Below are 24,480 nucleotides of genomic sequence, written 5' to 3'. Positions count from 1 at the left end.
CTCTCCGGCTGGAATCACGGACAGCCTGCCGCCGGTCGAAGGGCCTGTCGAGGCCACGCGGGGCGCGCCGCGACAGGCTCCCCCGAACGGGTGAAGTAGGGGTGAGTTGGGTTTTACGTTAAGAGGTCAGGGCGTCGCTGCGTCGCGGACCAGTGCGGTGTCGACGAACTGCTCGAAGCGGACGATCCGGCCGCCGCGCACGGTGAAGTGGTGGGCCACCCGCACGGCGAGCGGCCGGCGGGTGGCCCGGTTGACCGCGGTGTAGCGGGCCAGCACCACCACGTTCTCACCGGCCACCACGTAGCTGTCGTCGTGCGCCGTCCAGTCCTCCCAGTCGGTCGCCAGCCGCTCCATCACGCCGTTGGTGACGCCCTTCGGGGTCCGGTACGTACCGGCCAGCGGGAAGCCGGCCATCTCCGTCCACTCGACGTCCTCGGCCAGGGTGGCCCGCAGCGCGGCCAGGTCGCCGCGTGCCGAGGCCAGGTACTGGCGGCGGACCACGTCGGCGGGTGCGTCGGACTCGGCGAACGACATCTCGGACCTCGGAATCTCGATCATCGCGGCTCAGCCCCAGACCATCTCGCCCTTGGCGACCTTCGTCCCGAGGTCGACCGCCAGCGTCATCCCGAGGCCCGGGTAGCGGCGCTCCAGCGCCGCCTTGGCCGCCGCCGCGTCGGCCCCCTGGCCGATCTCCGTCTCGAACGCGCGCAGATAGTCACGGGTGTGCACGATCGCGGTGCCGTCGGTGGGCGCGTCGGCGGTCCGGTGACCGGCCACCACGAACTCCGGTTCCAGCGCCTCCATGCCGTCCAGCAGGTCGATCCAGGCGGCCCGCTGCGCCGGGGTCGGGGTGTCGGCGGTCCAGACGTGCAGGCCCTCGAAGAGCAGCACCCCGCCGAGGAGTGCCCGGTGGTGGTGCTGCCAGAGGTAGTGCCGGTCCGGCAGGTGGAAGTCGGTGCCGCGCAGCTCGAACCGGTGCCCCTCGAAGACGATCTCGTCGCCGTGCAGCACCTCCGGCCGGACCAGGCGGGTCGGCAGCTCCGGTCCGAGGCGTGCCCAGGCCTTGAGCTTGCCCTCGTACGACTCCTGGATGTGCTCGACGGTGGACGCCGTGGCCAGGAACCGCGCCTGCGGGAAGGCGTCCTGCACCTCCTGGGCGCCGAAGTAGAAGTCCGGGTCACCGTGGCTGACGAACACCGTGGTCAGCCGCTTGCCGGTGGCCCGGATCCGCTCGACCAGCCGGCGCCCGTCGGAGCGGGTGAACCCGGCGTCCACCAGCAGGGCGTCGGTGGGCCCGGTCACCAGCACGGAGGTCTTGTTGAGCGAGCTGTCGGGGCTGTCGACGACCTCGAAGTCGAGGGAACTCATGCGGGGTGTCCTTCCTCGGGCCGGCCCGGCCGCCGTACACCGGGCACGCGTCGCCGCCCAGCATCGGCGACCGGAGGACGGCCCGCACCTCGGGCGGCGCGGACGGGGGACAGCGGGAGGGGAGCAGTGGGAGGGAGCAGGGGGAGGGGCGCGGGTCGCTCACCGGCTCCGTGGGCCGCCCGTCGGCTTCACGACCGGCTCGTCGGCTCCCCGGCGAGGGTCCACAGGGTGAGGTCGCTGCTGGTCGCCACGGCCAGGGTCCGCCCCGACGGGGAGAAGCCGGCAGTGCGGAAGGTCGACCAGGAGGAGTGGTGGACGTGCCACCAGGTCTCGCCGTGCTCGCCCTCGTACGGGCCGCGGCCGGTGCAGAGCAGGACCCGCTCGTTCGGCCACTCCGGGACCACGACCTCGACGTGCCAGCCGTCGTCGGTGCCGGTGTGCAGCCCGCCGCCGTAGAGGCCGGCCACCGGGACGCGGACGTCCGCGACCGGACCGATGCCGGGGCAGGCGAGATCCGGGCCGTCCGGCTCCTCGCCCGGGTCGTACACCCGGGCGAGCTTCTCGCCGGTCGTCGCGTCGAAGAGGCCGTGCCCGCTGTGGGAGACCACCAGGACGAGGTCGCTCCCGGTGGCCGGGTCGGTGGCGAAGCCGATCCCGAGCAGCCCGCCGACCGGGATCAGGCCGGGCCCGACCGGCCGCCACGGCGGGGGTGGCGCCGTGACGGCCGCGGCGAGGAAGCGGTCGCGGAGTCGCTGCTGGTACGCGGTGACGGCCATGGGGACGATCATCCCACCGGCGTTCGGTCACCCCGTCGGTGCCAGCCTGGACACCGCCGCCGCCGCGAGCAGGGTGGCGACCGCCAGCACGGGCCAGAGCGCGCCCGGTCCGACGGCCAGCAGTGTGGTCAGCACCACCGGGGCCAGCGCGCGGCCGATGCCCATCGAGAACTCCCAGCGGGCGAGCGCCCGCCCGAGCAGCCCGGGCGGCGCGGTGGCGGCGACCAGGGCCGTCCCCGAACCGCTGTAGAGGATCTCGCCCAGCGTGAAGAGCACCGAGACGGCGGCCAGCGTGGCCGCTCCGGCCGTGCCGCCGATCGCGGCCGCCGCCCAGAAGCCCAGGTAGGAGAGGGCGAGAACGACGCCGGAGGCGGCCAGGACGGCCCGCCGGGACCGGTCGGCGAGGCGGAGCACGATCGCCAGCTGGAGCGTGATCACCAGCACGGTGTTGCCCACGAACACGCCCGAGGACCAGGCCGGGGAGGCGTGCAGGTGAAGGACCAGCAGGGCGGGCAGGGCCACCTCCAGGACGTCGAAGCAGAACGCGTAGGGGAGGCCGGCGGCGCTCAGCAGACTGATCCGGCGCAGCGCGGGGCCGGCTGCCCGGCGGGAGTCCGCCGCCGGGCGGGGGTCAGGGCTGGGCATGGGACCGGTCGCGGTGACCCGGAGCGAGTGCACCAGACCCGCCGCGACCAGGCACGCGGCGGCCGTCACCCCGGCCAGCAGCCGGATCGCGCCCGATCCGCCGGCTACGGCGAAGGTGGCGAGCAGCGCGCCCGCGCCCAGGCCGGCGTTGCGCAGCGTGCGGCCGGCGGCCAGCGCCGCGTCCCGGACCCGCCCCTCGGTGAGCGTGCTGACCACGGCCGCGTGCGTGGTCGGCCAGGACTGGCTGCCGATGCCGAGCAGGACGGCGGCGGCCGTGAACCCGCCGAGGCCGTCCGCCGCGAGCAGTGCCACCGCGCCGGCCGCCCGGACCAGCAGGGTCGCCGCCGCCGGGAGGCTGCGCGCGCCGCGGTCGATCCAGCGTCCGGTCAGCGGGAGCACCAGCAGGCCCGCCACCATGCCGGTGGACATCGCCAGACCGACCGTGCCCGCGTCGAGCCGCAGCACCCCGATGCCGTAGAGCAGCAGGAACGGGCGGAGCAGACCGGTCCCGAGCGCGTCCACCAGCAGCGCGGCCGCGTAGCGGCGGCCGCCGGCGGCGGTGAGCAGCGCGAACAGGGCGGCGGGGTCGGTGAGCAGCGCGAACAGGGCGGCGGGGTCGGTGAGCAGCGCGGCGGCCCTCGCCCGCGGCGGACCGCCGGGCCCGGTGCCTACCGGACCGCCGGGCTCGGCGCGTACTTGGTCGTCAAGCCCGGCGCCTACCGGACGGCCGGGCTCGGCGCGTACCGGGCTGTCGGACTCCGGTCGCGGCGGGCCGTCGGGCTCGCCGTACGGCCGGGCGTCCGGTGCGACGAGCGGGTCCGACGGCCGGCCGTCACGGGCGGTGCTGCCACCGGTGCGGGATGTCTGCTGGAGCGGGGTCATGGCCGGTACCGTGCGCCCGGGCACCGTCCATGAGCACGTCGATTGACGACTCCCGTCAATCGACGGCGGAGCCCCCGCGACCGGCTGGCAGGATCAGGGGGTGAGCCTCAGCATCGACATCACCGCGCTGCCCGACGGGCACCTGCACTTCACACCCTCGCCGCTGGCCGAGCTGAGCGCGATGCTGCACGTCCTCGGCGAGCCCGGGCACCACCCCGGCCTCCACGGCTGGGTGGCGAGCACGGCGGCCTCGATCGCTCCCGAGCTGTCCGAGCGTCTGTCGGAGGCCGACTTCCTGTGGCGCTCCTCGCGCGCCGACTTCCTCGTCCCCGGTCTGCCGGGGGCCACCCTGGCCGACGAACTGGACGCCGTCGACCGGATCGACGACGAACTGTACGTCCGGGCCGCCGTCATGATGAGTTGCGGGACGTCCCGGCTCAGCCACCGGCGCGACTCGCCGCTCGCCGACCCGGTGGCGCAGGAGCGCGCCCGGGAGCTGGCGCTGGCCCGGGGCCCCCGGCAGGCCGACTTCACCGATCGGCTGTTCGCCGACCCGCCGGCCGTCCGGGCACTGGTCCGGCGGATGCTGGAGGACTGCGGGGAGGCCTTCTTCACGCAGGCCTGGCAGCGGGTGCTGCCGGACCTCGCGGCCGACGCCCGGCACAAGGCGGACCTGCTCGCCCGGCACGGCGCCGAAGAGGCGCTCGCGGCGGTGTCCCCCTCGGTGGCGCTGGAGGAGCGGGCGGACGGCCGGCGGCGGATCGTCGTCGACAAGCTGCAGGACAACGCGACCAGGGCCGCCGCCGGGGGAGTGACGTTCATCCCGACCGCCTTCGGGTACCCGCACCTGCTGGTGGTGCACGCGGCCGGGTGGCGGCCGGTGGTGCAGTACCCGATCCCGGAGGGCGGGCTGCCCGAACCGGTCTCGCTCGCGGTGATGCAGCAGCGGTTGGAGGCGCTGGCCCATCCGGTCCGGCTCCGGCTCGCGCGCACGATGGCGCGCGGCCCGCACACCACGGGCGAGCTGGCGGCGGCCTGGCACCTCAGCGCACCCGAGGTGTCGCGGCATCTCGCGGTGCTGCGCCGGGCCGGGCTGCTCACCACCCGGCGGCGCGGGCGGTACATGCTGTACCAGCTCGATCTGACGAGCAGTGCCCGGCTGGGCTCCGACCTGCTGGAGGCGGTGCTGCGGTGAGGGTGCCGCGGTGACGGCGCGCTGCGGTGACGGCGCTGCGGTGGGGGCGCTGGTGCGACGGCGCTGACGCGACGGTCCTGCGGTGGGAGCGCTCTGTGCGACTCCAGGGCGTGCGGCGCCCGGCGCACCACCGGTCGGGGCGGCGGCCGGGAACAGGAGGACGAGGGGAGGTGTTCGAGCGATCATGATCAATCACGATGTACCGACGGCCGTACCCGAGACCGACATCCTGCGCTACGCCGCCTTCGCCGGCGACCCGGCCGGCGGGAACCCGGCCGGTGTGGTGCTCGACGCCTCCGGTCTCTCGGCCGGGCGGATGCTCGCCATCGCCGCCGAGGTCGGTTACTCCGAGACGGCGTTCCTGGTACCGGACGCGGCGGCCGCCGCCGTCGCGGGCCGGCCCGGCGCCGGCTACACCGTGCGGTACTTCAGTCCGCTGCTGGAGGTGCCGTTCTGCGGCCATGCCACCGTCGCCTCCGCCGTCGCGCTCGCCGAGCGGTCGGGCCCCGGCCGGTACGTCTTCGCCACCGCGGCCGGCGAGGTGCCGATCGAGGTGGACAAGGGCGCGGACGGCACGCTGCGCGCCACCCTGACCAGTGTCGAGCCGCACGTCGAGGAGGTGAGCGAGAGCGACGTCGCCGAGGCGCTCGCGCTGCTCGACTGGTCGGCCGAGGAACTGGACGCGGCGCTGCCGCCCCGGATCGCCTACGCCGGTGCCCGCCACCTGGTGCTGGCGGCCGCCACCCGTGACCGGCTGGCCCGGCTGGACTACGACTTCGACGGCCTGGCCGGCTATATGACGGCCCGCGGGCTGACCACCCTCCAGCTGGTCTGGCGCGAGAGCGAGCACGTCTTCCACGTCCGGAACCCGTTCCCGGTCGGCGGCGTGGTGGAGGACCCGGCGACCGGCGCGGCCGCCGCGGCCTTCGGCGCCTACCTGCGGGAGCGGGGCGCGGTGACCGTACCGACCACCCTGACCCTCCATCAGGGCGACGACCTCGGCCGCCCGGGCGTGCTCGGCGTCGAACTCCGCGAGGGCGACAGTCGCGTCCGTGTGTCGGGCGCGGGTGTGGCGATCCCTTAGGTCCTGTCCGGCCCGACAGCAGTGGGGGCCGGTGAGGGGTCGGTGCCGTGCACGGGGCCGACCCGCGGGACGCGGTCAGCCGCGTCACCGCGGGCGAAAACCCGGCGACGTCGGCGAGCGTCCCCGGGATACTGGTCGCCCATGGATGAGGTCAAGGTCGTCGTCGCCCATTCCGAGCGTGCGACGCTGCGCGTCGGCGACGTGTTCCTGAAGGTGGACGCCGATCAGGCGCGGATCGACGCCGAGGTCGAGGCGATGTCCCTGGCGCCGGTCCCGACCCCGGAGGTCCTGTGGCGCAAGCCGCCCGTGCTCGCGATCGCCGCGGTCCCGGGGGCGACGCTCGGGCGCCTCGGTGGGCCGTCGACCGGGTCGCCGGCGGCGTGGGCGGCGGCGGGCGCCGCCATCCGGGAGCTGCACGACGCCCCGCTGCCGTCCTGGCCGGGCCGGGCCGGGCGGAGCGTCGTCGCGCTGGCGGCGGAACTCGACGACGAGTGCGGGTCGCTCGTGACGAGCGGCGTCCTGCCCGCCGACCTGGTCACCCGCAACCGCGAGGTCGCCGAGGCCGCGCTCCGGCCGTGGACTCCGGCGTTCACGCACGGCGACCTGCAGATCGCACACGTCTTCGTCGACGGCGACGAGGTCACGGGCATCATCGACTGGTCCGAGGCGGGCCGGGGTGACGCCCTGTACGACCTCGCCACCTTCACGCTCGGACACGAGGAGCACCTCGACGACGTGATCGCCGGCTACGGCACCGGCGTCGACCTCGACGTGATCCGCGCGTGGTGGTCGTTGCGGAGCCTGCTGGCGGTTCGCTGGCTGGTCGAGCACGGCTTCGACCCCTTCGCGCCGGGCTGTGAGGTCGACGTGCTGAGATCCCTGATGTGAGGCTGCCCGGGTCCGACCGCCAGGTAGGCGTTCGCCCGGGGCGGTGCAGGGCGCGGGAAATCCGGTTGTGCTGGGGGAGCGCGATGCGCGAGCCTGCCCGAATGGGACAACAGGGCGGTCGGACGGTCGGCATCCATCTCACCCACGACGGTGAATACCTCGGGTTGGTGGGGCCGTTCGAGGTCGACGGGGCGTGGTGGTCCGCCGCGGCTCCGGTTGTCGAGCGGGTGTCGGAGGAGGTGGGGGTGCCCGTGCTGGTGCTCCGGCTCGCCGAGGTGGCCGAGGGGGGCGGCGGCAGCGGCGGGCATGTGGTCTACCACGTCGAAGCGTTGGAGCGCCCGGCCGGACTGATGCCGCGTCAGCAGGGCGCCGACATCGCCGCCCTGCTCGGGCCGGCCGAGCGCCGGGCCGGCTGGGCCACTCCGTCCGGGCTGCGGGCCACGCTCGACTGGGCGGAGCGGACGCTGCACGGGGTGGGGCGTCCGGTGGCCGGTCCGGTCGAGCAGGTCCGGACGTGGAACCTGTCCGGTCTGTTCCGCTACCGGACGGCGACCGGCGTCGACGCCTGGCTGAAGGCGATCAACCCGGCGTTCAACTCCCGTGAGGGGGAGGTGATCGCGCTGCTCGGCAGCGTCGATCCCACACTGGTGCCGCCGGTGCTCGGGGCCGACCCCGCGCACGGGCGGCTGCTGCTCGACCACGTGCCCGGGGACGACTGCTGGGGCCCGTCCGCCGAGGTGGTCGCCGACGTGGTGCCGCGGCTGGTCGCCGCCCAGACGGCGCTCGCCGCCGACGGCCGGGCGGCCGCGTCCGGGCTGCGCGACCGCACCCCGCGCGCACTGCTCGCGCAGGTGGACGCGTTGCTCGACCGGCTGGAGAAGGCGGCCGAGCCGAGCGGTGCGGAGCCGAGCGGTGCGGAGCCGAGCGGTGCCGAGCCGCTCGGTGCGGAGTCGAGTGCTGCGGACGGCCCCGGCCCGGCCGGGGCGTCGCTGACGGTCGAGGAGCTCGCCGCCGCCCGGGAGCTCGCCGGCCGGCTGCCCGCGCTGGTCGCCGACCTGGCCGCCTGCGGACTGCCCGAGACACTGGTGCACGGGGACTTCCACCCCGGCAACTGGCGCTCCGACGGCGCCCGGACGGTGGTCGTCGACTATGCCGACTCCTGCCTCGGGCACCCGGCGCTGGACGGCCTGCGCCCCCGGCAGTACGTGTCCGAGGAGCGGTGGACGCAGGTCGCCGAGGTGTGGTCGCGCGCCTGGCGGGAGCACATCCCCGGGTCGGACCCGGAGCGTGCGCTGAAGCTGGTCGAGCCGCTCTACCACCTGGCCTACGCGGTGCGGTACCAGGAGTTCCTGGACCACGTCGAGACCAGTGAGCGCCCGTACCACGAGGAGGATCCGGTGAACGAGATCCGGGCCGCGCTGGCTTGTGCGGACGCGGGACCCGGGGGCACGGCGCGGGTCTGAGCGGCGATCCGGCCGGAGCCATCGCGTCCGGTGGACCGCCGGCGCCGCCCTCCGTCCTGCGGAGCGGCGGCGCCGACGGCCTCACCCGGACGGGGCGATCAGCCGGCCGTCGCGGGCCGAGTGCAGCGCGAGCGCCTCGACCGGACAGAAGTCGACGGCCTCCAGGAGCTCCTCCGTCAGCCGCTCGCCGGCCGGCTCACCGTCGGGCCCGGACGCCCGCACCGGGTGGGACAACCCGTCGGCGCCCAGCGCCAGCGAACCGGGGGCGGTGAGCGCGCACATGCCCGAGCCGATGCAGCGGCCCCGGTCGACCCGGACCACCACCGGCTCGTCCCGGGGGGTCGGGCCGGCGGCCGCCGTGCTCACCGCGTCCGCCCCGTGGGTGCCCGGGGCGGGGCCGGTCGCGTCCGGCGTCACCAGGCGACCTGGAGTGCGTTCGGGCTGCGGGTCAGCAGCCCGCGCCGCCAGTCGATGGACCCCGCCGGTCCGGCCAGCCGGAGCGAGGGCAGTCGGCGGGCCAGCCGGTGCAGGGCCAGCTCCAGCTCCATCCGGGCCAACCAGGCGCCCAGGCAGTGGTGCGGCCCGGCGCCGAAGGTGTACATCGGCGCGGCCAGCGGCGAGAACAGCTCGGTCAGCAGGTCGCCGGTGAAGACCTCGGGGTCGTGGTTGGCGGTCCGGGTGTCGGCGGCGACCACACTGCCCGCCGGGATGACCACACCGCCGATCTCCACGTCCTCCACGGTGCGCCGGAACAGGCCGGGGAGCACATCGCCGTCCCCGAGCGGGACGGCCCGCAGCAGCTGCTCCGTGGCGGCGGCGGCGCTCTGCTCGTCGGAGGAGAGCCGGTGCCAGGCCTCGCGGCCGTCGCTCAGCAGATAGACCAGCGCGTTGCCGAGCATGGTCATGGTCGTCTCGTGCCCCGCCACCACCAGGCCGATCACCAGCGAGACCAACTGCTGCTCGGTGATGCCGTCGCTCTCCCGGGCCGCTTCGAGCAGGCCGCTGACCAGGTCGTCGCCGGGCGCCGCCCGGCGTTCGGCGATCAGCTCGGCGCCGAAGCCGGCGAACTCGTCCATCGCCACCCGGACCGCCTGGGTGGAGTGCGCGGTGGTGGAGAGGGCGTGGTCGCTCCAGTGCGCGAGGCGCTTGCCGTCCAGGCCGTCGAGGCCCATCAGCCGGCTGATCACGGCGACCGGCAGGGGGCGGGTGTAGCCGGCGATGATGTCGGCGGGGGAGCCCTGGTCGATCAACTCGTCCAGCAGGGCCTCGACCACGGAGGCCACCCAGGGGCGCCAGCGGGCGATCGCGCGCGGGGTGAACGCCCGCTGCACCGTGCGGCGCAGCCGCTGGTGGCCGGCGCCGTCGAGGTTCAGGATGCCCTGCGGGTCGTCCAGGAGGTTCGGGGCGAGGGTGAGCGGGGGCGCGTCGGGCGCGTACAGCGGGGCGCGGCCCAGGCGCGGGTCGGCGAGCACCTGCCGCACGTCGGCGTGGCGGCTGACCAGCCAGACCGGGGTGCCGGTGGGCAGTGCGCCGAGGCGCGGCGGACCCGGTTCGAGGCGGCGCAGGCAGTGCAGCGGCGGCAACGGGGGCAGCGCGGTCGGGGCGGACGGCGTGGTCGGGTGGGTCAGCGTGGCCGGGCGGGGCGGGCCGGGCGCGTGGGTCTCGGCGGGGCCGGTCGTGGCACGGGTGGCACTGTTCTCGGCGGACATCCGTACTCCAGACTCCAGGGCGGTGGGCCGCAGGGGGCGGCCCGACGGGGGGTGGATCCGGGAAGTGCGCGGGGAGGGGATGGGTCGGTCGGTCTGGCCGGGGTCGATCCGGTCAGTCCGGGCCGATTCGGTCAGGTCGGTCAGGTCGGTCAGGTCGGTCAGGTCGGTCAGGTCGGTCAGGTCGGCCGGGGCGGGGTCGGGTCCGGGGGCGGGGCCCGGGGCGAGTCGAGTCGGCGAGTTCGGGTGCGTGGGCGGACGGGGCGGGTGAGTCGGACGGGTCGTTACGACCGTACGTGGGCACCGAGCCACAGTCAGCAACGATTCCAGCCAACGCAGGGTGGTTGGGGGGCCGATGACGGGCGCTCGGCTCCGTCCGCGCGCCCCTGACGCCCGGACGGCGGTGAGCGGGATCACCGGGACCGTTCGCCGGGCGCGGCCCCGCCCGGGCGATACGCTTCGTGGGCAAGTCGTTTTGTCGCAGGTCACGCCGGTGCAGAGCCGCATCGGCCGACGGAGGTGGAATCGGATGGCCCAGCAGGTGAAGGCAGTCATCGCGCGTGCCAAGGGCGCGCCCGTGGAGGTGACGACGATCGTCGTACCCGACCCCGGGCCGGGCGAGGCGGTGGTGCGGATCCAGGCCTGCGGCGTCTGCCACACGGACCTGCACTACCGGGAGGGCGGGATCAACGACGAGTTCCCGTTCCTGCTGGGCCACGAGGCGGCGGGCATCGTGGAGTCGGTGGGCGAGGGCGTGACCGAGGTCGCCCCCGGTGACTTCGTCGTCCTCAACTGGCGAGCGGTCTGCGGCCAGTGCCGCGCCTGCCGGCGCGGGCGCCCGCAGTACTGTTTCGACACGCACAACGCCAAGCAGCGGATGACGCTGCTGGACGGCACCGAGCTGTCCCCGGCCCTGGGGATCGGCGCGTTCGCGGAGAAGACCCTGGTCGCGGCCGGCCAGTGCACCAAGGTCGACCCGGCGGCCGAGCCGGCTGTCGCGGGCCTGCTGGGGTGCGGGGTGATGGCGGGCATCGGTGCCGCGATCAACACCGGCAACGTCGGCCGGGGCGACTCCGTCGCGGTGATCGGCTGCGGTGGTGTCGGCGGCGCGGCCGTGCTCGGTTCGCGGCTGGCCGGCGCGGCGAAGATCATCGCGGTGGACATCGACGACCGCAAGCTCGCCACCGCGCGCAAGCTCGGCGCCACTCACACCGTGAACTCCCGTACCACCGACCCGGTCGAGGCGATCCGCGAGCTGACCGACGGCAACGGCGCGGACGTCGTGGTCGAGGCGGTCGGCCGCCCGGAGACGTACAAGCAGGCGTTCTACGCCCGCGATCTGGCCGGCACGGTCGTCCTGGTCGGTGTCCCGACGCCGGAGATGCAGCTGGAGCTGCCGCTGCTGGACGTGTTCGGCCGGGGTGGCGCGCTGAAGTCCTCCTGGTACGGCGACTGCCTGCCGTCGCGGGACTTCCCGATGCTGATCGACCTCCACCTCCAGGGCCGCCTGGACCTCGGCGCGTTCGTCACCGAGACCATCGGACTGGACAGCGTGGAGCAGGCGTTCGCGCGGATGCACGAGGGCGATGTGCTCCGTTCGGTGGTGATCCTGTGAGCGGCGCACGGATCGACCGGCTGGTCACCGCCGGCAGCTTCGACCTCGACGGCGGCAGCTGGGAGGTGGAGAACAACGTCTGGATCGTCGGTGACGACCACGAGGCCGTGGTGATCGACGCGGCCCATGACGCCGAGGCGATCGAGGCGGCCCTCGGCGGGCGTCGTCTGCTGGCGATCGTCTCCACCCACGCGCACAACGACCACATCGACGCGGCCCCGGCCCTCGCGGCCCGCACCGGCGCTCCGATCCTGCTGCACCCGGACGACCTGCCGCTCTGGAAGCTCACCCACCCCGACCGCCTGCCGGACGGTGAACTCGCCGACGGTGGGCGGATCGAGGTGGCGGGCACCGAGCTGACCGTGCTGCACACCCCGGGCCACGCGCCCGGCGCGGTCTGCCTCTACGCTCCGGCGCTCGGCACGGTCTTCACCGGCGACACCCTCTTCCAGGGCGGCCCGGGGGCCACCGGCCGGTCGTTCTCGCACTTCCCGACCATCATCGACTCGATCCGGGACCGCCTCCTGGCCCTCCCCCCGGAGACGGTGGTCCGCACCGGCCACGGCGACCCGACCACGATCGCCGCCGAGGCACCCGGGCTCCCCGACTGGATCGCCCGCGGCCACTGACCCCCGCGGGCCCCGGCTGCTGCCGCCGCCTGCCGTACCGCCAGGTACGACGCCCGCTCGGCCCGCCGGTACGACGCCCGGCCCGGTGCTCTCCGCACCGGGCCGGGCGTCGTACGATCGCGGGCATGGCCCATGATCCGCGCGAGCTCGACGAAGCCTTCCTCGCCTTCTGGCGGGAACGGCACATCTCCACGCTGACCACCCAGCGCCCGGACGGCTCGCCGCACGTGGCGCCGGTGGGCGTGACGTACCAGCCGGAGACGGCGACCGCGCGGGTGATCAGCAGCCGGACCAGCCGCAAGGTGCGCAATGTGCTGGCGGCCGGGGCCGAGGGCTTGCGGGTGGCGGTCTGCCAGGTGGACGGCGCGCGCTGGTCCACGCTGGAGGGCGTGGCCGTGGTGCGGGACGAGCCGGACGCGGTGGCCGACGCCGTCCGCCGGTACACCGAGCGGTACCGCGAGCCCCGGGTGAACCCGGACCGGGTGGTCATCGAGATCACCGTGGGCCGGGTGCTCGGCCGGGCGTAGCCGCCGCGACCGCGCCGGCGGGCAGCTGCTGCCGCAGGTGGTGGTGGGCGCTGCTGGTGGGCTTCGTGGTCCTTGTGGTGCCTCCGTGACGCGGGTGTTTATCGGTCGTTGATCGCCGGCGCCTAGCGTCGGAGGCATGAACGAGGGAACGGTCGAGGAGCAGGGCGTGCGGGCTCTGCCCGAGGGGCGGATGACGGAGCAGGACGCGGAGCAGTTCCGCGTGCTGCTGGCTCGCTTGGGGGACTCGCTGACGGCGGACCGCCGGGCGGCCGCCGAGGCGCGGTCCGATGTTTGAGGCCGGGCCGGTGGCCGTGGGTGGCTGCGGGACGGTCGCGGTGCTGCCGCTCTGGCAGCGCGGGCCGGTAGCGGGTTCGGTGTCGGGCCCGGTGTCAGGGCTGCTGCCGGGCCCGCTGCCCGGCCCGGTGTCGGCCCCGGCCGAACCGGCCCGGGGCGCGGGGACCGGCCCGCTGGGGGGTGTCGGCGCGGACACGGGCTACTTCACGAAGCGGACCTCCGGGTAGTTCGCCGAGGGGCGGTTCAGTTCCGGGCTCGGACGGCCGAGCAGGTGCCGGTCGAAGAAGGCGCCCAGATACGTCCGCGACGCGGCGAGCGCGCGCTCGCCGCCGAGGCTGCCGTACTGGTCGTGCGCGGTCTCCGGCGGGAGCTGGTCGCGCACCCCGAAGGCGTCCAGCAGCCAGGGCATGTCGCAGGAGGACAGGTGACCGCCCTCGGGGAGGTCCAGCCAGCGCTTCCAGCCCGTCAGACGCTTCCAGGTCTCCTCCCAGTTGGCCGCCGCCTCCGGGGCGTCGTTGCTGCGCCGGGCGCTGAGCAGGAGGACCGGGCGGGCGAGGCCGTCGGCGGGCAGTGGGGCGAAGAAGTCGCCGTCCAGGTTGGCGGCGGCGCGGATCCGGCTGTCCTCCCGCATGGCCTCGACCGCGCTCGCGCCGCCGAGTGAGTGGCCGGCCGCGCCGATCCGGGACGGGTCGATCCGGAGGCCGCGGACCGGTCCCGGGCCGGGGGCGGTCAGCCGGTCGATCAGGAACCGGATGTCCTGGGCCCGGCTGAGGGTGACCTCGGTGCCCAGCCGGTCGTCCGTCCGGCCGCAGATCAGGCAGGCCTCCACCCGGCCGTCGGGGAACTGCACGGCCGTCTCGTAGGTGTGGTCGAGGGCCGCCACCGCGTAGCCGCGCGCCGCGAGGTCCTCGGCCAGGCCGGTGAGCGAGGTGCGGCTGTAGCCGAAGCCGGGGGAGAGCACGACCAGCGGGTGCCGCCCCGGGGCGGGCGTCGCACCGGCCGCGGCGCCGGTGCGCACGGCGGCGAGGTCCGGGCCGCCGAACAGCGCGGTGGACAGTTCCGCGGACATGTACGGCGCCCGCGCGCCGCGCGAGGACAGGGCCGGGTACCAGAACGTCACCATCAGTTCGCGCGTGGCCGCGTCGGCCCGCCAGGGGTCGCGCCGGCCGGTGTCCACCACGTGGGCCGAGGTGGTGCCGACCGGCCGGCGGGAGGCGGGCGCGGGTACCTGCGGAGCGCCGGGGGGCGGGGCCGCGGGAAGCGCGGCCCGGCCGGAGGCCGGCCGGGGCGCCGCCGTCGCGGCCTGCGGTCCGACCAGGCCGAGCAGCAGGGCGACGGGCAACAGGAGCGCGAGGGCGAGCGGGAGCGGTGGCGCGGCAGCGCGGTACCAGGGACGTTTCGACATGACGCCACGTTAGATCGTGTGCGGTCGGCGGGTCGTCGTGCGTACGGCGGAACCGCTGTACGCCGCAGGTCGGAGCCGCCACGCCCGGCGGCACGGCCTCGCGGACGACCTCGCCTCCACCTCGGGTCGTCATCTCGGGCCGCTTCAGAAGCCCTGCGCGGGGCGGGAGTCACCCCGGCCCGCGCAGGGCGCGCCAGGGGCTCAGCAGCCGCAGTCGCAGCCACCGCAGTCGCACCCGTCGCAGCACCCGCCGTCCCCGCAGCAGTCGCAGCAGTCCCCGCAGCCGCAGTCGCAATCGCAGTCGTGCCGCCCGCACCACCCGTCCTTGCGCTCGCGCGAGAACGGATCGTCGTGCGAGCAGCACATCAGCTGGCAGGTGCAGGCCATCAGGGCCCAGACCGCGCAGCCGGCCAGCAGGTTGCGGCGCTGCGGGGGCTTGCCGCCGGGCGGGGTGAACCCGGGGCCCTGCGGCACCCAGGGCGGGATCGGCGCGCCCGGACCGGCCGGCGGTGCCTGGCCCGGGTCCTGCCGGGGCGGTGCCTGCTGCGGGTCGGAACCGAGCGGAGGCCGTCCGCCGGCTCCGTCCCCGGCATCCCCGTGCGCGCCGGCCGCGTGCCCGCGGGCCCCGTGCCCGTGCTCGGCGGAACCGTCGGCGGGCGCCGTCCGGGTGCGGCAGGAGGCGGTGTGCGCGGCCGGGCCGAAGACGCGCTCCACGGCACGTTCGGTCTCGTGCCCCAGCAGGGCGTGCACCAGGGCGCGGTCGGTCAGCTCCACCTCGCGCAGCGCGAGCCGGATGCCGTGGACGGCGTCCCGGCAGAGGCGTTCCGCCTCGGCCCGGTCGGTGCCGGTCGCCGTGAGCGGGTTCCAGGCACCGTTCGCGGCGTCCTCGGCCTGGTCCTCGGCGGCGTCCAGGAGGTGGGCGAGGCGGCCGAACAGGCGACCCGCCTCCGCCAGCGGTTCGGCGTTGCCGGGCCGGCCGGCCAGCGTCGCGGTGTGCGCGAACGCCGCCGACGTGGCACTCTCGGTGGGCTCCGTGACCAGCAGGACGGACCCGCCCGGCAGCAGCCCGCGCTCCAACTCGGACTGGCGGGAAGCCGCGTCGAGCAGCACGGCGGTGTCGAAGCCGACGGCCGAGGCGCCGCCCGCGCTCTTGCGGTCCCAGCGCCTGGTCACCGCGCGGGCCCCGGCGGCGACCGGCCGCCGGGCGAACACGCCGTCCCGGTCCTCGACATGGTCGCGCATCTTCACCGAGGCGAGCGCGAGCGAGACGGCGGCCGCCAGTCGGGCCCCCTCGCCCCGGGCGACCGAGGCGGTGCGCATCCCGCGCAGCGGGCAGGGCCCGGCCGTGCGGCGCCAGGAGGCGTCGTCCTTCGCGCTCTGCGCCTCGACCAGGACGGAGATGATCAGACCGTCGTAGTTGGTGGCCGTCCGGGCGAGCTGGCCGTGGTCGTCCCGCAGTGCCAGGCAGAGGCCGCACAGATGGGCCGTCCACGAGGCCCGCAACCGTTCGGAGAGCCGGTGCCGACACGGCCTGATGATGCCGAACATGATCCCCCTCGTCATGCGGGCCATGGCCGGCCCCCAGTCGCAGACATCATATGACCGGCAGTTCATCGTTCCGGAAGGGTCGCGCCCGGGGGAGGGGCCGCCGGTGGAGCGGCCGGCGGGCCGCAACACCTGTGCGTGACATGGGAGTTCGGATGTCGGAGACCCCGGGGCCCGGTGGCGGGCCCGGAGTCGACGGCGGGTGCGGGCGAACGCCTCAGGACCGGCGGGTCAGCCGGTGAGGACGCCGTTGAGCTCGGTCACCGCCGTGGTGTTCTTCGCCGGGGGAGCCGTCACCTTCACCGCCTTGCCCAGCTCGGTGAAGGCCACCGTGGTGACGGAGTGGATCGGGCTCATGTCCAGGACCAGCTGGACCTTCACCACCCGGCCCTGCGGATCGACCCACACCCCGGCGGGGATCTCCAGGTCGGAGCCGCTCAGGCTCCGGTACGTCTCCAGCTTGCTCCGGATCTCCGGTGCCAGGCGCAGGGTGACGGCGTCGGTGGCCAGAATCCCGTTGTAGCGCGTGGCCCGGACCCCGCTCACCTCCTCCTCGCCGCTCCGGGTGACCTGGCCCAGGGCGGAGATCTGCTGGAGGACGTGCTCCGGGTCGTTGGCCGGCGACCGGAGCAGCGCGTGGGCGATGGTCCGCTCCCGGTCGATCGCCGCCCAGAACCCCGCTTGCACACCCGCCGAGCCGCGCACGTACACCTGGCCGTCGGCGAAGATCTCGTCGAGGTGGCTGATCGCCCCGCCGGGGAGGTCGACACCGAGCTGCCCCCGGTCCGCCGCCAGCTCGAAGTCGCCGGCGACCGCCAGCTTGTACGTGCTCTCCCCGTCGGTGAGCTCCACGCTCTGGTCGACCCGGGCGCTGGTGCGGCCCGTGGCGGCCGCGGTCTCGCGCACGACGGCGGCGGACTCGACGGTCGGCGTCGCCGAGGAGGTCGGCGTCGCCGAGGAGGTCGGCGTCGGCGTCGCGGTGGGCGGGGTGCTCGACGCGGCGGCCGAGTTCGACGCCACCGGGCTGCTCGCGGACGACCCGGCCGTGGTCCCGGTGGTGGCGGACGAGCACCCGGCGGCGCACACCAGCGCGAGCACGGTACCGACGAGACCTGTGGAACGACGCACTTCTACCCCTGACGCGGTGACGCGGTGATGACGGCCGGGCCCGCCGCGCACCGCGGCGTCCCCCCGTTGCGGTGCCTGCGTGGCACGCACCCGACGCGCCGACCCTGTCCGGCCAGGTCGGGCGGCCCCGGACGGGGTGGGCCCGCTCGACCGTGGTCGACCGGGTGGTGATGCCGGGACACGGGCCGACGCGGTGGCGGAGCCGGGAAGCCGCTCGCCTCTGCCGGGAGGCAGCCCCGGCCGTCCGGCGCTCGTCCCGTCCGGCGCTCGTCCCGTCCGGCGCTCGTCCCGTCCGGGGCCGCCCCGTCCGGGCCGGTCGTACCCCGTCCCGCAGACACCCTGTAGGTGATCTCATATCCGGGATAGCATCGCGAATATGGGAATCGATACGGCCGCCGACGAGCGGCTGGCCAACCGCCTTGCCGAGCTTCGGGTCGAACGCGGATGGACGCTGGAGGAGTTGGCGCGGCGGGCGGAGGTGAGCCGGTCCACGCTGTCGCGGGTCGAGCGCGCGGAGGTCAGTCCGACGGCCGCCCTGCTCGGCCGGCTCTGCGCCGTCTACGGGCGCACGATGTCGCGGCTGCTCGCCGAGGTCGAGTCGGCCCCGGCCCGGCTGGTCCGGGCCGGTGAGCAGCGGGTCTGGCGTGACGAGGCGACCGGGTTCGTGCGGCGCTCGGTGTCGCCGCCGGACGGCTCGCTGCGGGCCGAGATCATCGAGGGGCTGCTGCCGGCGGGTGCCGACATCGCCTACGACCGGCCGTCCGTCCCCGGTCTGGAGCATCACCTCTGGCTGCTGGAGGGCCGGTTGGAGCTGACCGTCGACGGTGAGCCGCAGCAGCTCGCGGCCGGTGACTGTCTGCGGTTCGTCGCGGACAGCACCCGCTTCCGCAGCCCCGGGCCGGAGGCCGCCCGGTACGCGCTGGTGGTGGTCGAGCCGTGAAGTCGCCGATATCCACGGCGGCGCCCCGGGAGCGCTTCGACGCCACCGGGCGCCGCGTCCTGCTGGTCTGCGTCGCGGGCGGGTTCACCACCCTGCTCGACCAGTCCGTCCTCAACACCTCGATACCGGCCCTGCGGGAGAGCCTGCACGCCCAGCCCGCCCATCTGCAGTGGATCGTGGCCGGCTACTCGCTGGCCTTCGGCCTGGCCCTGGTGCCGGGCGGGCGGCTCGGGGACGTCTGGGGCCGCAAGTGGTTCTTCGTCACCGGCCTGGCCGTGTTCACCGCCGTCAGCGTGCTCTCCGCGACCGCCACCGAGCCCTGGGTGCTGGTGGCCGCCCGGTTGCTCCAGGGCGTCGGGGCCGGACTGGTCAACTCCCAGATGATCGGCACCATCCAGGACGTGTTCCACGGCCAGCTGAGGGCCCGGGCCCTCGGGATGTACGCCGTCACGGGTGGCCTGGCCTTCGCGCTGGGCCCGCCGATCGGGGGCGCGGTACTGGCCGCCGTCGGACCGGAGTTCGGCTGGCGGCTGACCTTCCTGCTCAATGTGCCGTTCGGGCTGGCGACCGTCGTCCTGGCGGCCCGCTGCCTGCCGCGCCCGCGCCCCGGCGCCCGTCATGCCAACCTCGACGTGGTCGGCCTGCTGCTGGTCGCCGCGCTGACCCTGGTGCTGATGCTCCCCTTCGTGCAGCCGCCCGCCTGGACCGGCCGGCTGGCCTTCGCGGCCGGCGCGGCCGTGCTGCTCGGCGCACTGGTGGGCTGGCAGCGCCGTCAGGCCCGGGCCGGCGGCCACCCGTTGATCCACCCGGCGCTCACCCGGTCCGCGCCGTACGCCCTCGGTACGGCGGTCGCGATGGCCCAGTTCGGCTCGGTCGTGGCGGCCGGACTGGTGCTGGCGATGTTCCTGCAGGACGGGCTCGGTCTCTCCCCGATGGTCGCGGCGCTGGTCGCGCTGCCCTCGGCGGTCTCGATGGGGGTCGCCTCGGCGCTCGCCTGGCGGGTGGTGCAGCGCTTCGGCCGGCGGACCGTCACCGCGGGCATGACGGTCTCGGCGCTGGTGATGCTCACCGGCGGCCTCGTCGTGCGGTGGGGACCCACCGGCGCGCTGCCGTGGCTGCTGGCGGCGCTGCAACTGCTCGGCGGCGCCGCCGCCGGGGTGATGAGCGCCACCAACCAGGCGTACGTGCTGCGCCACGCGCCTGCCGAGGCGGCCGGGGTGAGCGGGGCGATCCTGCAGATGGCGCAGCGGATCGCGGCGGCGGTCTGCGTCTCGGCGCTCTCCGGCGTCTACCTGCGCGCCACCGGAGGCGGTGGCGGCCACCGGGCCGCGTACACGTATGCCAGTGTCGTCTGTGCGGCGGTGGCCGCCCTGGCGGTGCTGGCCTCGGTGTTCGCGAGCCGGGCGGTGGCGCGGGAGGACGGACGGCCGGGCCGGTCCGGCGAGGCCACCGAGCCGGGCGGGAAGGCGGAGGTCTCCGGACGGGCGTCGACCGGGGAGGCCGCCGGACCGGGAGCGGGCGGTCGGTCCGGCCAGGGCGGCGAGGTGCGGGCGCGGCGGTAGCGCGGAGCGCGCGGCGTCGGCGCGGCCGGATTGAGCGGTGGGCGAACGGCCGGCCGGCCGGCGGGGACCGGGACATACGGTGACCGTTATGACTGTTCATCGGACTGTCGAGCTGCCGGAGGTCACCCTGGCCTACCGTGAGTCCGGCCCGCCGGGTGGCCCGCCGCTGCTCCTGCTGCACGCGCTCGGCGAGCGGGCCACCGACTGGGACGGCGTCCTGCCGGACCTCGCCCCGCACCACCGCGTCCTCGCGCTCGACCTGCGCGGCCACGGGGACAGCGGGCGGCCCGGCCGGTACGGCCTGGAGCCGATGCGCGACGACGTCCTCGGCCTGCTGGACGCGCTCGGGCTGGACCGGGTCGATGTGGTCGGTCACTCGATGGGCGGTGTGGTGGCGTACCTGCTGGCCCAGGAGCACCCCGAGCGGGTCGGCCGGCTGGTGCTGGAGGACGTCCCCGCGCCCTACCCGCGCCCGGCGAGCCCGGTGGCCGACCCGCCCGCCGAACCGGTCGCCTTCGACTGGGCGGTGGTGAGGGCGGTCAAGGAGCAGATCGACACCCCTGACCCGCACTGGCTGGAGCGGATGCCCGCGATCGGCGCGCCCACCCTGGTGGTGGCCGGCGGCCGGGCGAGCCATGTTCCGCAGGACCGGATCGCCGAGATGGCCGAGCGGATCCCCGACTGCCGGGTGGTCACCATCGAGGCCGGTCACCTGGTGCACCACGCCCGGCCGGCGGACTTCGTCGCGGTGGTCGCGCCGTTCCTGGACCCCGCCGACCGTATCGACTGACCTGCTCACCGGGCCGGCGAGGCTCACCGGCCCGGTGACGCGAGGACGGCCCCGCCACGCGGGGCCGGCCCGGGGTCAGACGCCGTGCTCGGCGGGGAGCCGGCCGGCCCGGACGGCCGCGACCAGGTCGGCGTGGTCCGCCTCGGTCCGGTCCGCGTACGCCACCGCGAAGGCGGCGACCGCCTCGTCCAGGGCCTCGTTCTTGCCGCAGTAGCCGCTGATCACGCCCGGGTCGGCGGTGTGCGCGTGGGCCCGGGCGAGCAGGGCGCCGGTGATCCGGGCGTAGTCGTCGAGCTGGGCGGGCAGCAGCGCGGCCGGGTCCACGCTGCCCTTGCGGTTGCGGAACTGCCGTACCTGGTAGGGCAGTCCGTCCACCGTGGTCCAGCCGAGCAGGGTGTCGCTGACCACCTGCATGCGCTTCTGGCCGAGGACCACCCGGCGGCCCTCGTGGCCGTCCGGCACGGTCACCGGGTAGCCGGCGCGGGCCAGGTGCGGCAGCAGCACCGAGGGGCGCGCCTCCTTCACCTGGAGCACCAGCGGCTGCTCGCGGTGGTCGGTCAGCAGGACGACGTACGAGCGGGTGCCGACGCTGCCGGTGCCCACCACGCGGAACGCCACGTCCTGGACCCGGTAGCGGGCGAGCAGCGGGTGCAGCTCCGCGGGCACGGTGGTGACGTAGTCGCCGAGCGCGGTGGCCACCGCGGCGGCCGTCGTGTCCGGGACCTCGCTGAGCACCGGGGGCGCCGCGGTGAACCGCAGTCCGCCGTCCTGCGCGCGGACGGTGGACTTGGCGGCGAACCGGGCGCTGGTGTTGCCCAGCGCCTTGGCACCGACCTTCTGCAGGGCCTCGGCCAGGTCGTGCGCCTGCGCGAACGAGACCAGCTGGTCGTCGGCGACGGCGTTCCAGGCGTCCAGGACGGGCAGCTTGGCCAGCGTGCGCATGGTGCGGCGGTACGAACCGGCGGCGTCGAACGCGGCCCGCCGCGCGGTGGTCTCGTCGGCGCCGACCTCGCGGCCCGCCAGCACCAGGCTGGTGGCGAGCCGCTTGAGGTCCCACTCCCACGGGCCGGGCACGGTCTCGTCGAAGTCGTTTATGTCCATGACGAGTTGGCCGCGGGCGTCGCCGTACAGGCCGAAGTTGGCGGCGTGCGCGTCACCGCAGAGCTGGGCGGTGATCCCGGTGGTGGGCGTGCCGGTGAGGTCGGCGGCCATCAGACCGGCGGAGCCGCGCAGGAAGGCGAACGGGGTGGCCGCCATCCGGCCCAGCCGGATCGGGACCAGCTCGGTGAGGCGGCCGGCGTTGGACGCCTCGATCGCCTCGACGGCGGTCGGGCGGTCTTCGGGGGTGCCGAACTCGGCGTGCCGCTCACGCGGGACGCGCTCGCGCACGGCCTTGCCGCGCTCGCGGGCCTGACCGTCGTGGCGCGGCGCGAACCCGTCGACGGCGAACCGCCGCCCCCGGCCGGCCGCGTCCGCCCGTGCCCCGGACTCTTCCACCGCTTCGGTGAGCTGCGTCATCGTGCCCCGCCCCGTCCTCTGTCGTTCCCGCCCGCGACCTGCGCGGACCCGGCCCGTCCGCGGGCCGGGCAGCAGGTTACCGGTCCGCTCGAACGGCCCGTCGGGAGGGAGGGACGTGTTCCGGGGAGCGCCGGTTCCGCCGGGCCCGGGACGATCGGAGCGGGCGGGGCGGTGGCGCCCGGGCGGGGCGGTGGACCGCGGCGGGCGGTGGCCGCACCGGCCCGGAAGGTCAGTGGTCGAACCGCGGGTCGGCGGCGTCGTAGCGGTACATCCGGGACAGCACCCGGATGACCTCGTTCTCGCGCCGCGCCTCGGCCCACCCGCCGACCAGGGCCAGCGCGGCGCCGTGGCGCTCGGCGACCTCGCGCAGGGGGACGACCACCTCGGCGCGCACCTCGCCCTCCGCCACCGGGACGGCGTTGCCCTCGGCGTCCGCGGCCCACGTGTCACCGTCGTCCACGGCGGTGACACGGACCCGGCGCGGTGCGCGGGGCTCCGGGGGGAGCGGGGTCAGCCGGACGAAGTAGGAGCCCTCGAAGAAGTAGAAGTCGGCGGTCTCACCGTCGAGCGCGCCGGCGACGGCGCGACCCAGCGAGCCGAGCACCGACAGGGCCGCGTCGCTCCACCGCGCCGCCGGGAACTCCCGGCCGTCCACGGTCAGCCACACCCGGCCGTCGACGAAGAGCGGCTCGCGCGAGTCCACCCGCAGGTCGTCGAGAGGGATGTGCAGATCGAACATTCACCTGACGACCGCGGTCGCCATCTGGACCAGGGCGCCCGGCAATCCCGACAACCGGGTCTGTTTCTCCGCCACCACCACGACCGGCTTCCTCACCCTGGAACTGCCGGACGTCTTCGCCGTGCAGACCGTCGGACGCGCGCTGCACGCCGGCCTCACCGCCGGCGGTGCCTCCCAGGCGGTCGACGTCCCCAAGGACGGCTTCCAGGGTGTCGGCGAGGGGCTGGGGCAGCCGGCCACGACCCTCGTCGAGATCCGGGTCACCGGCTGACCGGAGGCGCGCCGCCGTGCCCCGGCCCCGTGGCCGGCGTCGCCGCGCCCCCGGCTCCGTGGCCGGCGGGGCGGGGACCCTAAGCTGGCCGGTGTGGACGGTCTTCGGGGGAGTGGCGGCGCGCGGGTGGCCGCCGGGGTGGCGGCGGTGCTGACGGTGGGGGCCGGGCTCGGCGTGCGGGCGGTGGCGGGTGGTGACGTCGCCAAGTACGCGGGCGACGCGGCCTACACGGTGCTGCTGTACGCCCTGGTGCTGCTCGTCGCGCCGCGGCTGCGCCCGGTGGCCGCCGCGGTGGTGGCGGCCGGGCTGAGCTGGGCGGTCGAGCTGTTCCAGCTCACCGGCGTCCCCGAGGACCTCGGCCGGCGCGGTGCGGTGGCGCGGTTGGTGCTCGGCTCCACCTTCAATGCGCCCGACCTCGGCTGGTACCTCGTCGGCGCCGGGGCCGCCGCCCTGCTGCACACGGGGGCGCTGCGGCTGGCCCGGTCCGGCCGGGTGCGGTCCGCCGTCGGGTCGACGGGGAGTGCGCCCGGCCGGATCTGACGATGCGTCAGAGTGGGAGCAGCTCCGGCCGCTTCGCCTCGACGTGGTCGCCCGAGGACTCGCCGCGCAGCCGGCGGCCGACCCACGGCAGCAGGAACTCGCGCGCCCACTGCAGGTTCTCCCGGCGCTGGTCGGCGGCGGTCTGGACCGGCAGGGCCGGCCACGGCGCCTCCGGGTCCTGCTCGGTGCGCAGGCCCAGCGAGCGGGCGGCCAGCAGGGCGACCCGCTGGTGCCCCTCGGCCGAGAGGTGCAGGCGGTCCTCGCTCCACGCCCGGCGGTCCTGCACCGCGCGCAGCGACCAGAGGTCGGCGACCTTGCAGCCGTTGCGGTCGGCGACGGCCCGCATGTGGCCGTTGTACGTGGCGATCTTGCCGCGAAGGTGCTTCAGCAGCGGTACGCCCCGGGTGTCGAAGCCGGTGCAGATGAGCACCGTCCCGGCGGATTCGGTGAGTTGGACGATGGCACGCTCGAAGCGCTCGGCCACCTCGTCCGGGTCGCTGCCCGGGCGCAGGATGTCGTTGCCACCGGCGCAGAAGGTGACCAGGTCCGGCTGGATGCGCCGGACCTCGGGCACCTGCTCGGCCGTGATCTGGTCGAGCAGCCGGCCGCGCACCGCGAGATTGGCGTAACGGAACGCGCCCGGCGGGCATCCGTCGGCGAGCAGTCCGGCGAGGCGGTCGGCCCAGCCGGCGAAGGCGCCTCCGACGCCGGGGTCGTTCAGCCCTTCGGTGAAGCTGTCCCCGATGGCCGCGTACGAACTGAGGTCAAGGGTCTCCTGGAGGTTCGGCATGAAGGAGATAGTTCACTGTCTCAAGTGACCTACGCCACCGTAGGTGGCCCGTGCGGGTACGTGAGATGGACCACGTGCGATTTCGGCGGGCGCCGGGAATAACGGGGCGCGGGGTCGATCGCAGGGGCTTCGCCCGGCCGGAGGCTTCTGACAGGCGCTCAAGTACGCTCCGGATCAGCT

26 protein-coding genes are annotated in these 24,480 nt (G+C 75.4%); 14 read left to right on the top strand and 12 right to left on the bottom strand.

Annotated features, from left to right (window positions below; genetic code table 11):
* Nucleotides 1-126 precede the first annotated feature (126 nt).
* From ACIQTO_RS28220 to ACIQTO_RS28205, 4 genes are all read right to left on the bottom strand, one after another.
* Entirely contained in the window at nt 127-558 is a 432-nt protein-coding gene (locus tag ACIQTO_RS28220) for a nuclear transport factor 2 family protein (RefSeq protein ID WP_402393570.1), read from the bottom strand.
* A gap of 6 nt (nt 559-564) precedes the next feature.
* The gene (locus ACIQTO_RS28215) at nt 565-1,368 is read right to left on the bottom strand and encodes an MBL fold metallo-hydrolase (protein ID WP_402393567.1); all 804 of its coding nucleotides are present in this window, start codon (nt 1,366-1,368) and stop codon (nt 565-567) included.
* 188 nt (nt 1,369-1,556) lie between these two features.
* Nucleotides 1,557-2,144, bottom strand: a complete 588-nt coding sequence (locus tag ACIQTO_RS28210) for a hypothetical protein (protein ID WP_402393565.1) — start codon at nt 2,142-2,144, stop codon at nt 1,557-1,559.
* 27 nt (nt 2,145-2,171) lie between these two features.
* Nucleotides 2,172-3,671: an MFS transporter gene (locus tag ACIQTO_RS28205; RefSeq protein ID WP_402393563.1), complete on the bottom strand. Its 1,500-nt coding sequence runs from the start codon at nt 3,669-3,671 to the stop codon at nt 2,172-2,174.
* Nucleotides 3,672-3,771: 100 nt separating this feature from the next.
* On the opposite strand from ACIQTO_RS28205, the gene ACIQTO_RS28200 reads away from it, so the two are divergent.
* From ACIQTO_RS28200 to ACIQTO_RS28185, 4 genes are all read left to right on the top strand, one after another.
* Nucleotides 3,772-4,866 carry a DUF5937 family protein gene (locus ACIQTO_RS28200; protein ID WP_402393560.1) on the top strand — a complete coding sequence of 365 codons (1,095 nt, stop codon included), beginning with the start codon at nt 3,772-3,774 and terminating at the stop codon, nt 4,864-4,866.
* Nucleotides 4,867-5,050: 184 nt separating this feature from the next.
* Nucleotides 5,051-5,950, top strand: a complete 900-nt coding sequence (locus ACIQTO_RS28195; RefSeq protein WP_402393558.1) for a PhzF family phenazine biosynthesis protein — start codon at nt 5,051-5,053, stop codon at nt 5,948-5,950.
* Nucleotides 5,951-6,091: 141 nt separating this feature from the next.
* Nucleotides 6,092-6,838 (top strand): phosphotransferase family protein, encoded by a 747-nt coding sequence (locus tag ACIQTO_RS28190; protein WP_402393556.1) that lies wholly within the window; start codon nt 6,092-6,094, stop codon nt 6,836-6,838.
* Nucleotides 6,839-6,939: 101 nt separating this feature from the next.
* On the top strand, nt 6,940-8,301 hold the full coding sequence (locus ACIQTO_RS28185; protein WP_402393554.1) for a phosphotransferase family protein: 1,362 nt from the start codon (nt 6,940-6,942) through the stop codon (nt 8,299-8,301).
* Nucleotides 8,302-8,382: 81 nt separating this feature from the next.
* Here the strand turns inward: ACIQTO_RS28185 and ACIQTO_RS28180 are convergent, their stop codons facing one another.
* Nucleotides 8,383-8,718: a ferredoxin gene (locus ACIQTO_RS28180; protein WP_402393552.1), complete on the bottom strand. Its 336-nt coding sequence runs from the start codon at nt 8,716-8,718 to the stop codon at nt 8,383-8,385.
* A complete protein-coding gene (locus ACIQTO_RS28175) occupies nt 8,715-10,010 on the bottom strand; it encodes a cytochrome P450 (protein ID WP_402393549.1) in 1,296 nt (431 codons plus the stop codon). Before ACIQTO_RS28175 ends, ACIQTO_RS28180 begins: the two co-directional genes overlap by 4 nt.
* 526 nt (nt 10,011-10,536) lie before the next feature.
* Between ACIQTO_RS28175 and ACIQTO_RS28170 the strand changes: the two genes are divergently transcribed.
* The 4 genes from ACIQTO_RS28170 (at nt 10,537) to ACIQTO_RS28155 (ending at nt 13,073) form a co-directional block, all read left to right on the top strand.
* Nucleotides 10,537-11,622, top strand: a complete 1,086-nt coding sequence (locus tag ACIQTO_RS28170; protein WP_402393547.1) for an S-(hydroxymethyl)mycothiol dehydrogenase — start codon at nt 10,537-10,539, stop codon at nt 11,620-11,622.
* Nucleotides 11,619-12,251: an MBL fold metallo-hydrolase gene (locus ACIQTO_RS28165; RefSeq protein WP_402393545.1), complete on the top strand. Its 633-nt coding sequence runs from the start codon at nt 11,619-11,621 to the stop codon at nt 12,249-12,251. Before ACIQTO_RS28170 ends, ACIQTO_RS28165 begins: the two co-directional genes overlap by 4 nt.
* Nucleotides 12,252-12,376: 125 nt before the next feature.
* Nucleotides 12,377-12,778 carry a pyridoxamine 5'-phosphate oxidase family protein gene (locus ACIQTO_RS28160; RefSeq protein WP_402393542.1) on the top strand — a complete coding sequence of 134 codons (402 nt, stop codon included), beginning with the start codon at nt 12,377-12,379 and terminating at the stop codon, nt 12,776-12,778.
* 136 nt (nt 12,779-12,914) lie between these two features.
* Nucleotides 12,915-13,073, top strand: a complete 159-nt coding sequence (locus ACIQTO_RS28155; RefSeq protein WP_402393540.1) for a hypothetical protein — start codon at nt 12,915-12,917, stop codon at nt 13,071-13,073.
* Between the two features lie 198 nt (nt 13,074-13,271).
* Here the strand turns inward: ACIQTO_RS28155 and ACIQTO_RS28150 are convergent, their stop codons facing one another.
* From ACIQTO_RS28150 to ACIQTO_RS28140, 3 genes are all read right to left on the bottom strand, one after another.
* Complete coding sequence (locus ACIQTO_RS28150) at nt 13,272-14,477, bottom strand: alpha/beta hydrolase family protein (protein ID WP_402393537.1); 1,206 nt, start codon at nt 14,475-14,477, stop codon at nt 13,272-13,274.
* 201 nt (nt 14,478-14,678) lie between these two features.
* Entirely contained in the window at nt 14,679-16,025 is a 1,347-nt protein-coding gene (locus ACIQTO_RS28145) for a DUF5685 family protein (protein ID WP_402393683.1), read from the bottom strand.
* 228 nt (nt 16,026-16,253) lie between these two features.
* Nucleotides 16,254-16,874 carry a hypothetical protein gene (locus ACIQTO_RS28140; protein ID WP_402393535.1) on the bottom strand — a complete coding sequence of 207 codons (621 nt, stop codon included), beginning with the start codon at nt 16,872-16,874 and terminating at the stop codon, nt 16,254-16,256.
* Here ACIQTO_RS28140 and ACIQTO_RS28135 point away from each other — a divergent pair.
* From ACIQTO_RS28135 to ACIQTO_RS28120, 4 genes are all read left to right on the top strand, one after another.
* On the top strand, nt 16,864-17,178 hold the full coding sequence (locus ACIQTO_RS28135; RefSeq protein WP_402393533.1) for a hypothetical protein: 315 nt from the start codon (nt 16,864-16,866) through the stop codon (nt 17,176-17,178). The two genes, ACIQTO_RS28140 and ACIQTO_RS28135, sit on opposite strands and share 11 nt — an antisense overlap.
* Before the next feature lie 348 nt (nt 17,179-17,526).
* A complete protein-coding gene (locus ACIQTO_RS28130; RefSeq protein WP_402393531.1) occupies nt 17,527-18,090 on the top strand; it encodes a helix-turn-helix domain-containing protein in 564 nt (187 codons plus the stop codon).
* Nucleotides 18,087-19,652, top strand: coding sequence for an MFS transporter (locus tag ACIQTO_RS28125; protein ID WP_402393528.1), 1,566 nt, complete (start codon nt 18,087-18,089; stop codon nt 19,650-19,652). Before ACIQTO_RS28130 ends, ACIQTO_RS28125 begins: the two co-directional genes overlap by 4 nt.
* 88 nt (nt 19,653-19,740) lie before the next feature.
* Nucleotides 19,741-20,442, top strand: coding sequence for an alpha/beta fold hydrolase (locus ACIQTO_RS28120; RefSeq protein ID WP_402393525.1), 702 nt, complete (start codon nt 19,741-19,743; stop codon nt 20,440-20,442).
* A 75-nt stretch (nt 20,443-20,517) separates the two neighbouring features.
* On the opposite strand, the gene ACIQTO_RS28115 is transcribed toward ACIQTO_RS28120, so the two are convergent.
* Nucleotides 20,518-21,960: a DUF2252 domain-containing protein gene (locus ACIQTO_RS28115; protein WP_402393523.1), complete on the bottom strand. Its 1,443-nt coding sequence runs from the start codon at nt 21,958-21,960 to the stop codon at nt 20,518-20,520.
* A 229-nt stretch (nt 21,961-22,189) separates the two neighbouring features.
* The gene (locus tag ACIQTO_RS28110; RefSeq protein WP_402393521.1) at nt 22,190-22,699 is read right to left on the bottom strand and encodes a hypothetical protein; all 510 of its coding nucleotides are present in this window, start codon (nt 22,697-22,699) and stop codon (nt 22,190-22,192) included.
* Here ACIQTO_RS28110 and ACIQTO_RS28105 point away from each other — a divergent pair.
* Together ACIQTO_RS28105 and ACIQTO_RS28100 are read left to right on the top strand one after the other, a co-directional pair.
* Nucleotides 22,683-22,970, top strand: a complete 288-nt coding sequence (locus tag ACIQTO_RS28105) for a hypothetical protein (protein ID WP_402393518.1) — start codon at nt 22,683-22,685, stop codon at nt 22,968-22,970. The genes ACIQTO_RS28110 and ACIQTO_RS28105 overlap by 17 nt on opposite strands.
* Before the next feature lie 93 nt (nt 22,971-23,063).
* Entirely contained in the window at nt 23,064-23,510 is a 447-nt protein-coding gene (locus ACIQTO_RS28100; RefSeq protein ID WP_402393513.1) for a DUF2809 domain-containing protein, read from the top strand.
* Between the two features lie 7 nt (nt 23,511-23,517).
* On the opposite strand, the gene ACIQTO_RS28095 is transcribed toward ACIQTO_RS28100, so the two are convergent.
* Nucleotides 23,518-24,300 (bottom strand): SGNH/GDSL hydrolase family protein, encoded by a 783-nt coding sequence (locus ACIQTO_RS28095; protein WP_402393510.1) that lies wholly within the window; start codon nt 24,298-24,300, stop codon nt 23,518-23,520.
* Nucleotides 24,301-24,480: the final 180 nt, after the last annotated feature.

The sequence above is a fragment of the Kitasatospora sp. NPDC091207 genome, assembly GCF_044768625.1.
GTDB lineage: Bacteria > Actinomycetota > Actinomycetes > Streptomycetales > Streptomycetaceae > Kitasatospora.
Note: the sequence above shows the minus strand (reverse complement) of the source record. Positions and strands in the feature narration are given on the sequence as shown.

Bases quoted from the DNA above. Each gene is read 5' to 3' on its own strand.
- ACIQTO_RS28220 (WP_402393570.1), bottom strand. From the start codon at position 558: ATGATCGAGATTCCGAGGTCCGAGATGTCGTTCGCCGAGTCCGACGCA.
- ACIQTO_RS28215 (WP_402393567.1), bottom strand. From the start codon at position 1,368: ATGAGTTCCCTCGACTTCGAGGTCGTCGACAGCCCCGACAGCTCGCTC.
- ACIQTO_RS28210 (WP_402393565.1), bottom strand. From the start codon at position 2,144: ATGGCCGTCACCGCGTACCAGCAGCGACTCCGCGACCGCTTCCTCGCC.
- ACIQTO_RS28205 (WP_402393563.1), bottom strand. From the start codon at position 3,671: ATGACCCCGCTCCAGCAGACATCCCGCACCGGTGGCAGCACCGCCCGT.
- ACIQTO_RS28195 (WP_402393558.1), top strand. From the start codon at position 5,051: ATGATCAATCACGATGTACCGACGGCCGTACCCGAGACCGACATCCTG.
- ACIQTO_RS28190 (WP_402393556.1), top strand. From the start codon at position 6,092: ATGGATGAGGTCAAGGTCGTCGTCGCCCATTCCGAGCGTGCGACGCTG.
- ACIQTO_RS28185 (WP_402393554.1), top strand. From the start codon at position 6,940: ATGGGACAACAGGGCGGTCGGACGGTCGGCATCCATCTCACCCACGAC.
- ACIQTO_RS28175 (WP_402393549.1), bottom strand. From the start codon at position 10,010: ATGTCCGCCGAGAACAGTGCCACCCGTGCCACGACCGGCCCCGCCGAG.
- ACIQTO_RS28170 (WP_402393547.1), top strand. From the start codon at position 10,537: ATGGCCCAGCAGGTGAAGGCAGTCATCGCGCGTGCCAAGGGCGCGCCC.
- ACIQTO_RS28160 (WP_402393542.1), top strand. From the start codon at position 12,377: ATGGCCCATGATCCGCGCGAGCTCGACGAAGCCTTCCTCGCCTTCTGG.
- ACIQTO_RS28155 (WP_402393540.1), top strand. From the start codon at position 12,915: ATGAACGAGGGAACGGTCGAGGAGCAGGGCGTGCGGGCTCTGCCCGAG.
- ACIQTO_RS28150 (WP_402393537.1), bottom strand. From the start codon at position 14,477: ATGTCGAAACGTCCCTGGTACCGCGCTGCCGCGCCACCGCTCCCGCTC.
- ACIQTO_RS28145 (WP_402393683.1), bottom strand. From the start codon at position 16,025: ATGTTCGGCATCATCAGGCCGTGTCGGCACCGGCTCTCCGAACGGTTG.
- ACIQTO_RS28130 (WP_402393531.1), top strand. From the start codon at position 17,527: ATGGGAATCGATACGGCCGCCGACGAGCGGCTGGCCAACCGCCTTGCC.
- ACIQTO_RS28120 (WP_402393525.1), top strand. From the start codon at position 19,741: ATGACTGTTCATCGGACTGTCGAGCTGCCGGAGGTCACCCTGGCCTAC.
- ACIQTO_RS28115 (WP_402393523.1), bottom strand. From the start codon at position 21,960: ATGACGCAGCTCACCGAAGCGGTGGAAGAGTCCGGGGCACGGGCGGAC.
- ACIQTO_RS28105 (WP_402393518.1), top strand. From the start codon at position 22,683: ATGTGCAGATCGAACATTCACCTGACGACCGCGGTCGCCATCTGGACC.
- ACIQTO_RS28110 (WP_402393521.1), bottom strand. From the start codon at position 22,699: ATGTTCGATCTGCACATCCCTCTCGACGACCTGCGGGTGGACTCGCGC.
- ACIQTO_RS28095 (WP_402393510.1), bottom strand. From the start codon at position 24,300: ATGCCGAACCTCCAGGAGACCCTTGACCTCAGTTCGTACGCGGCCATC.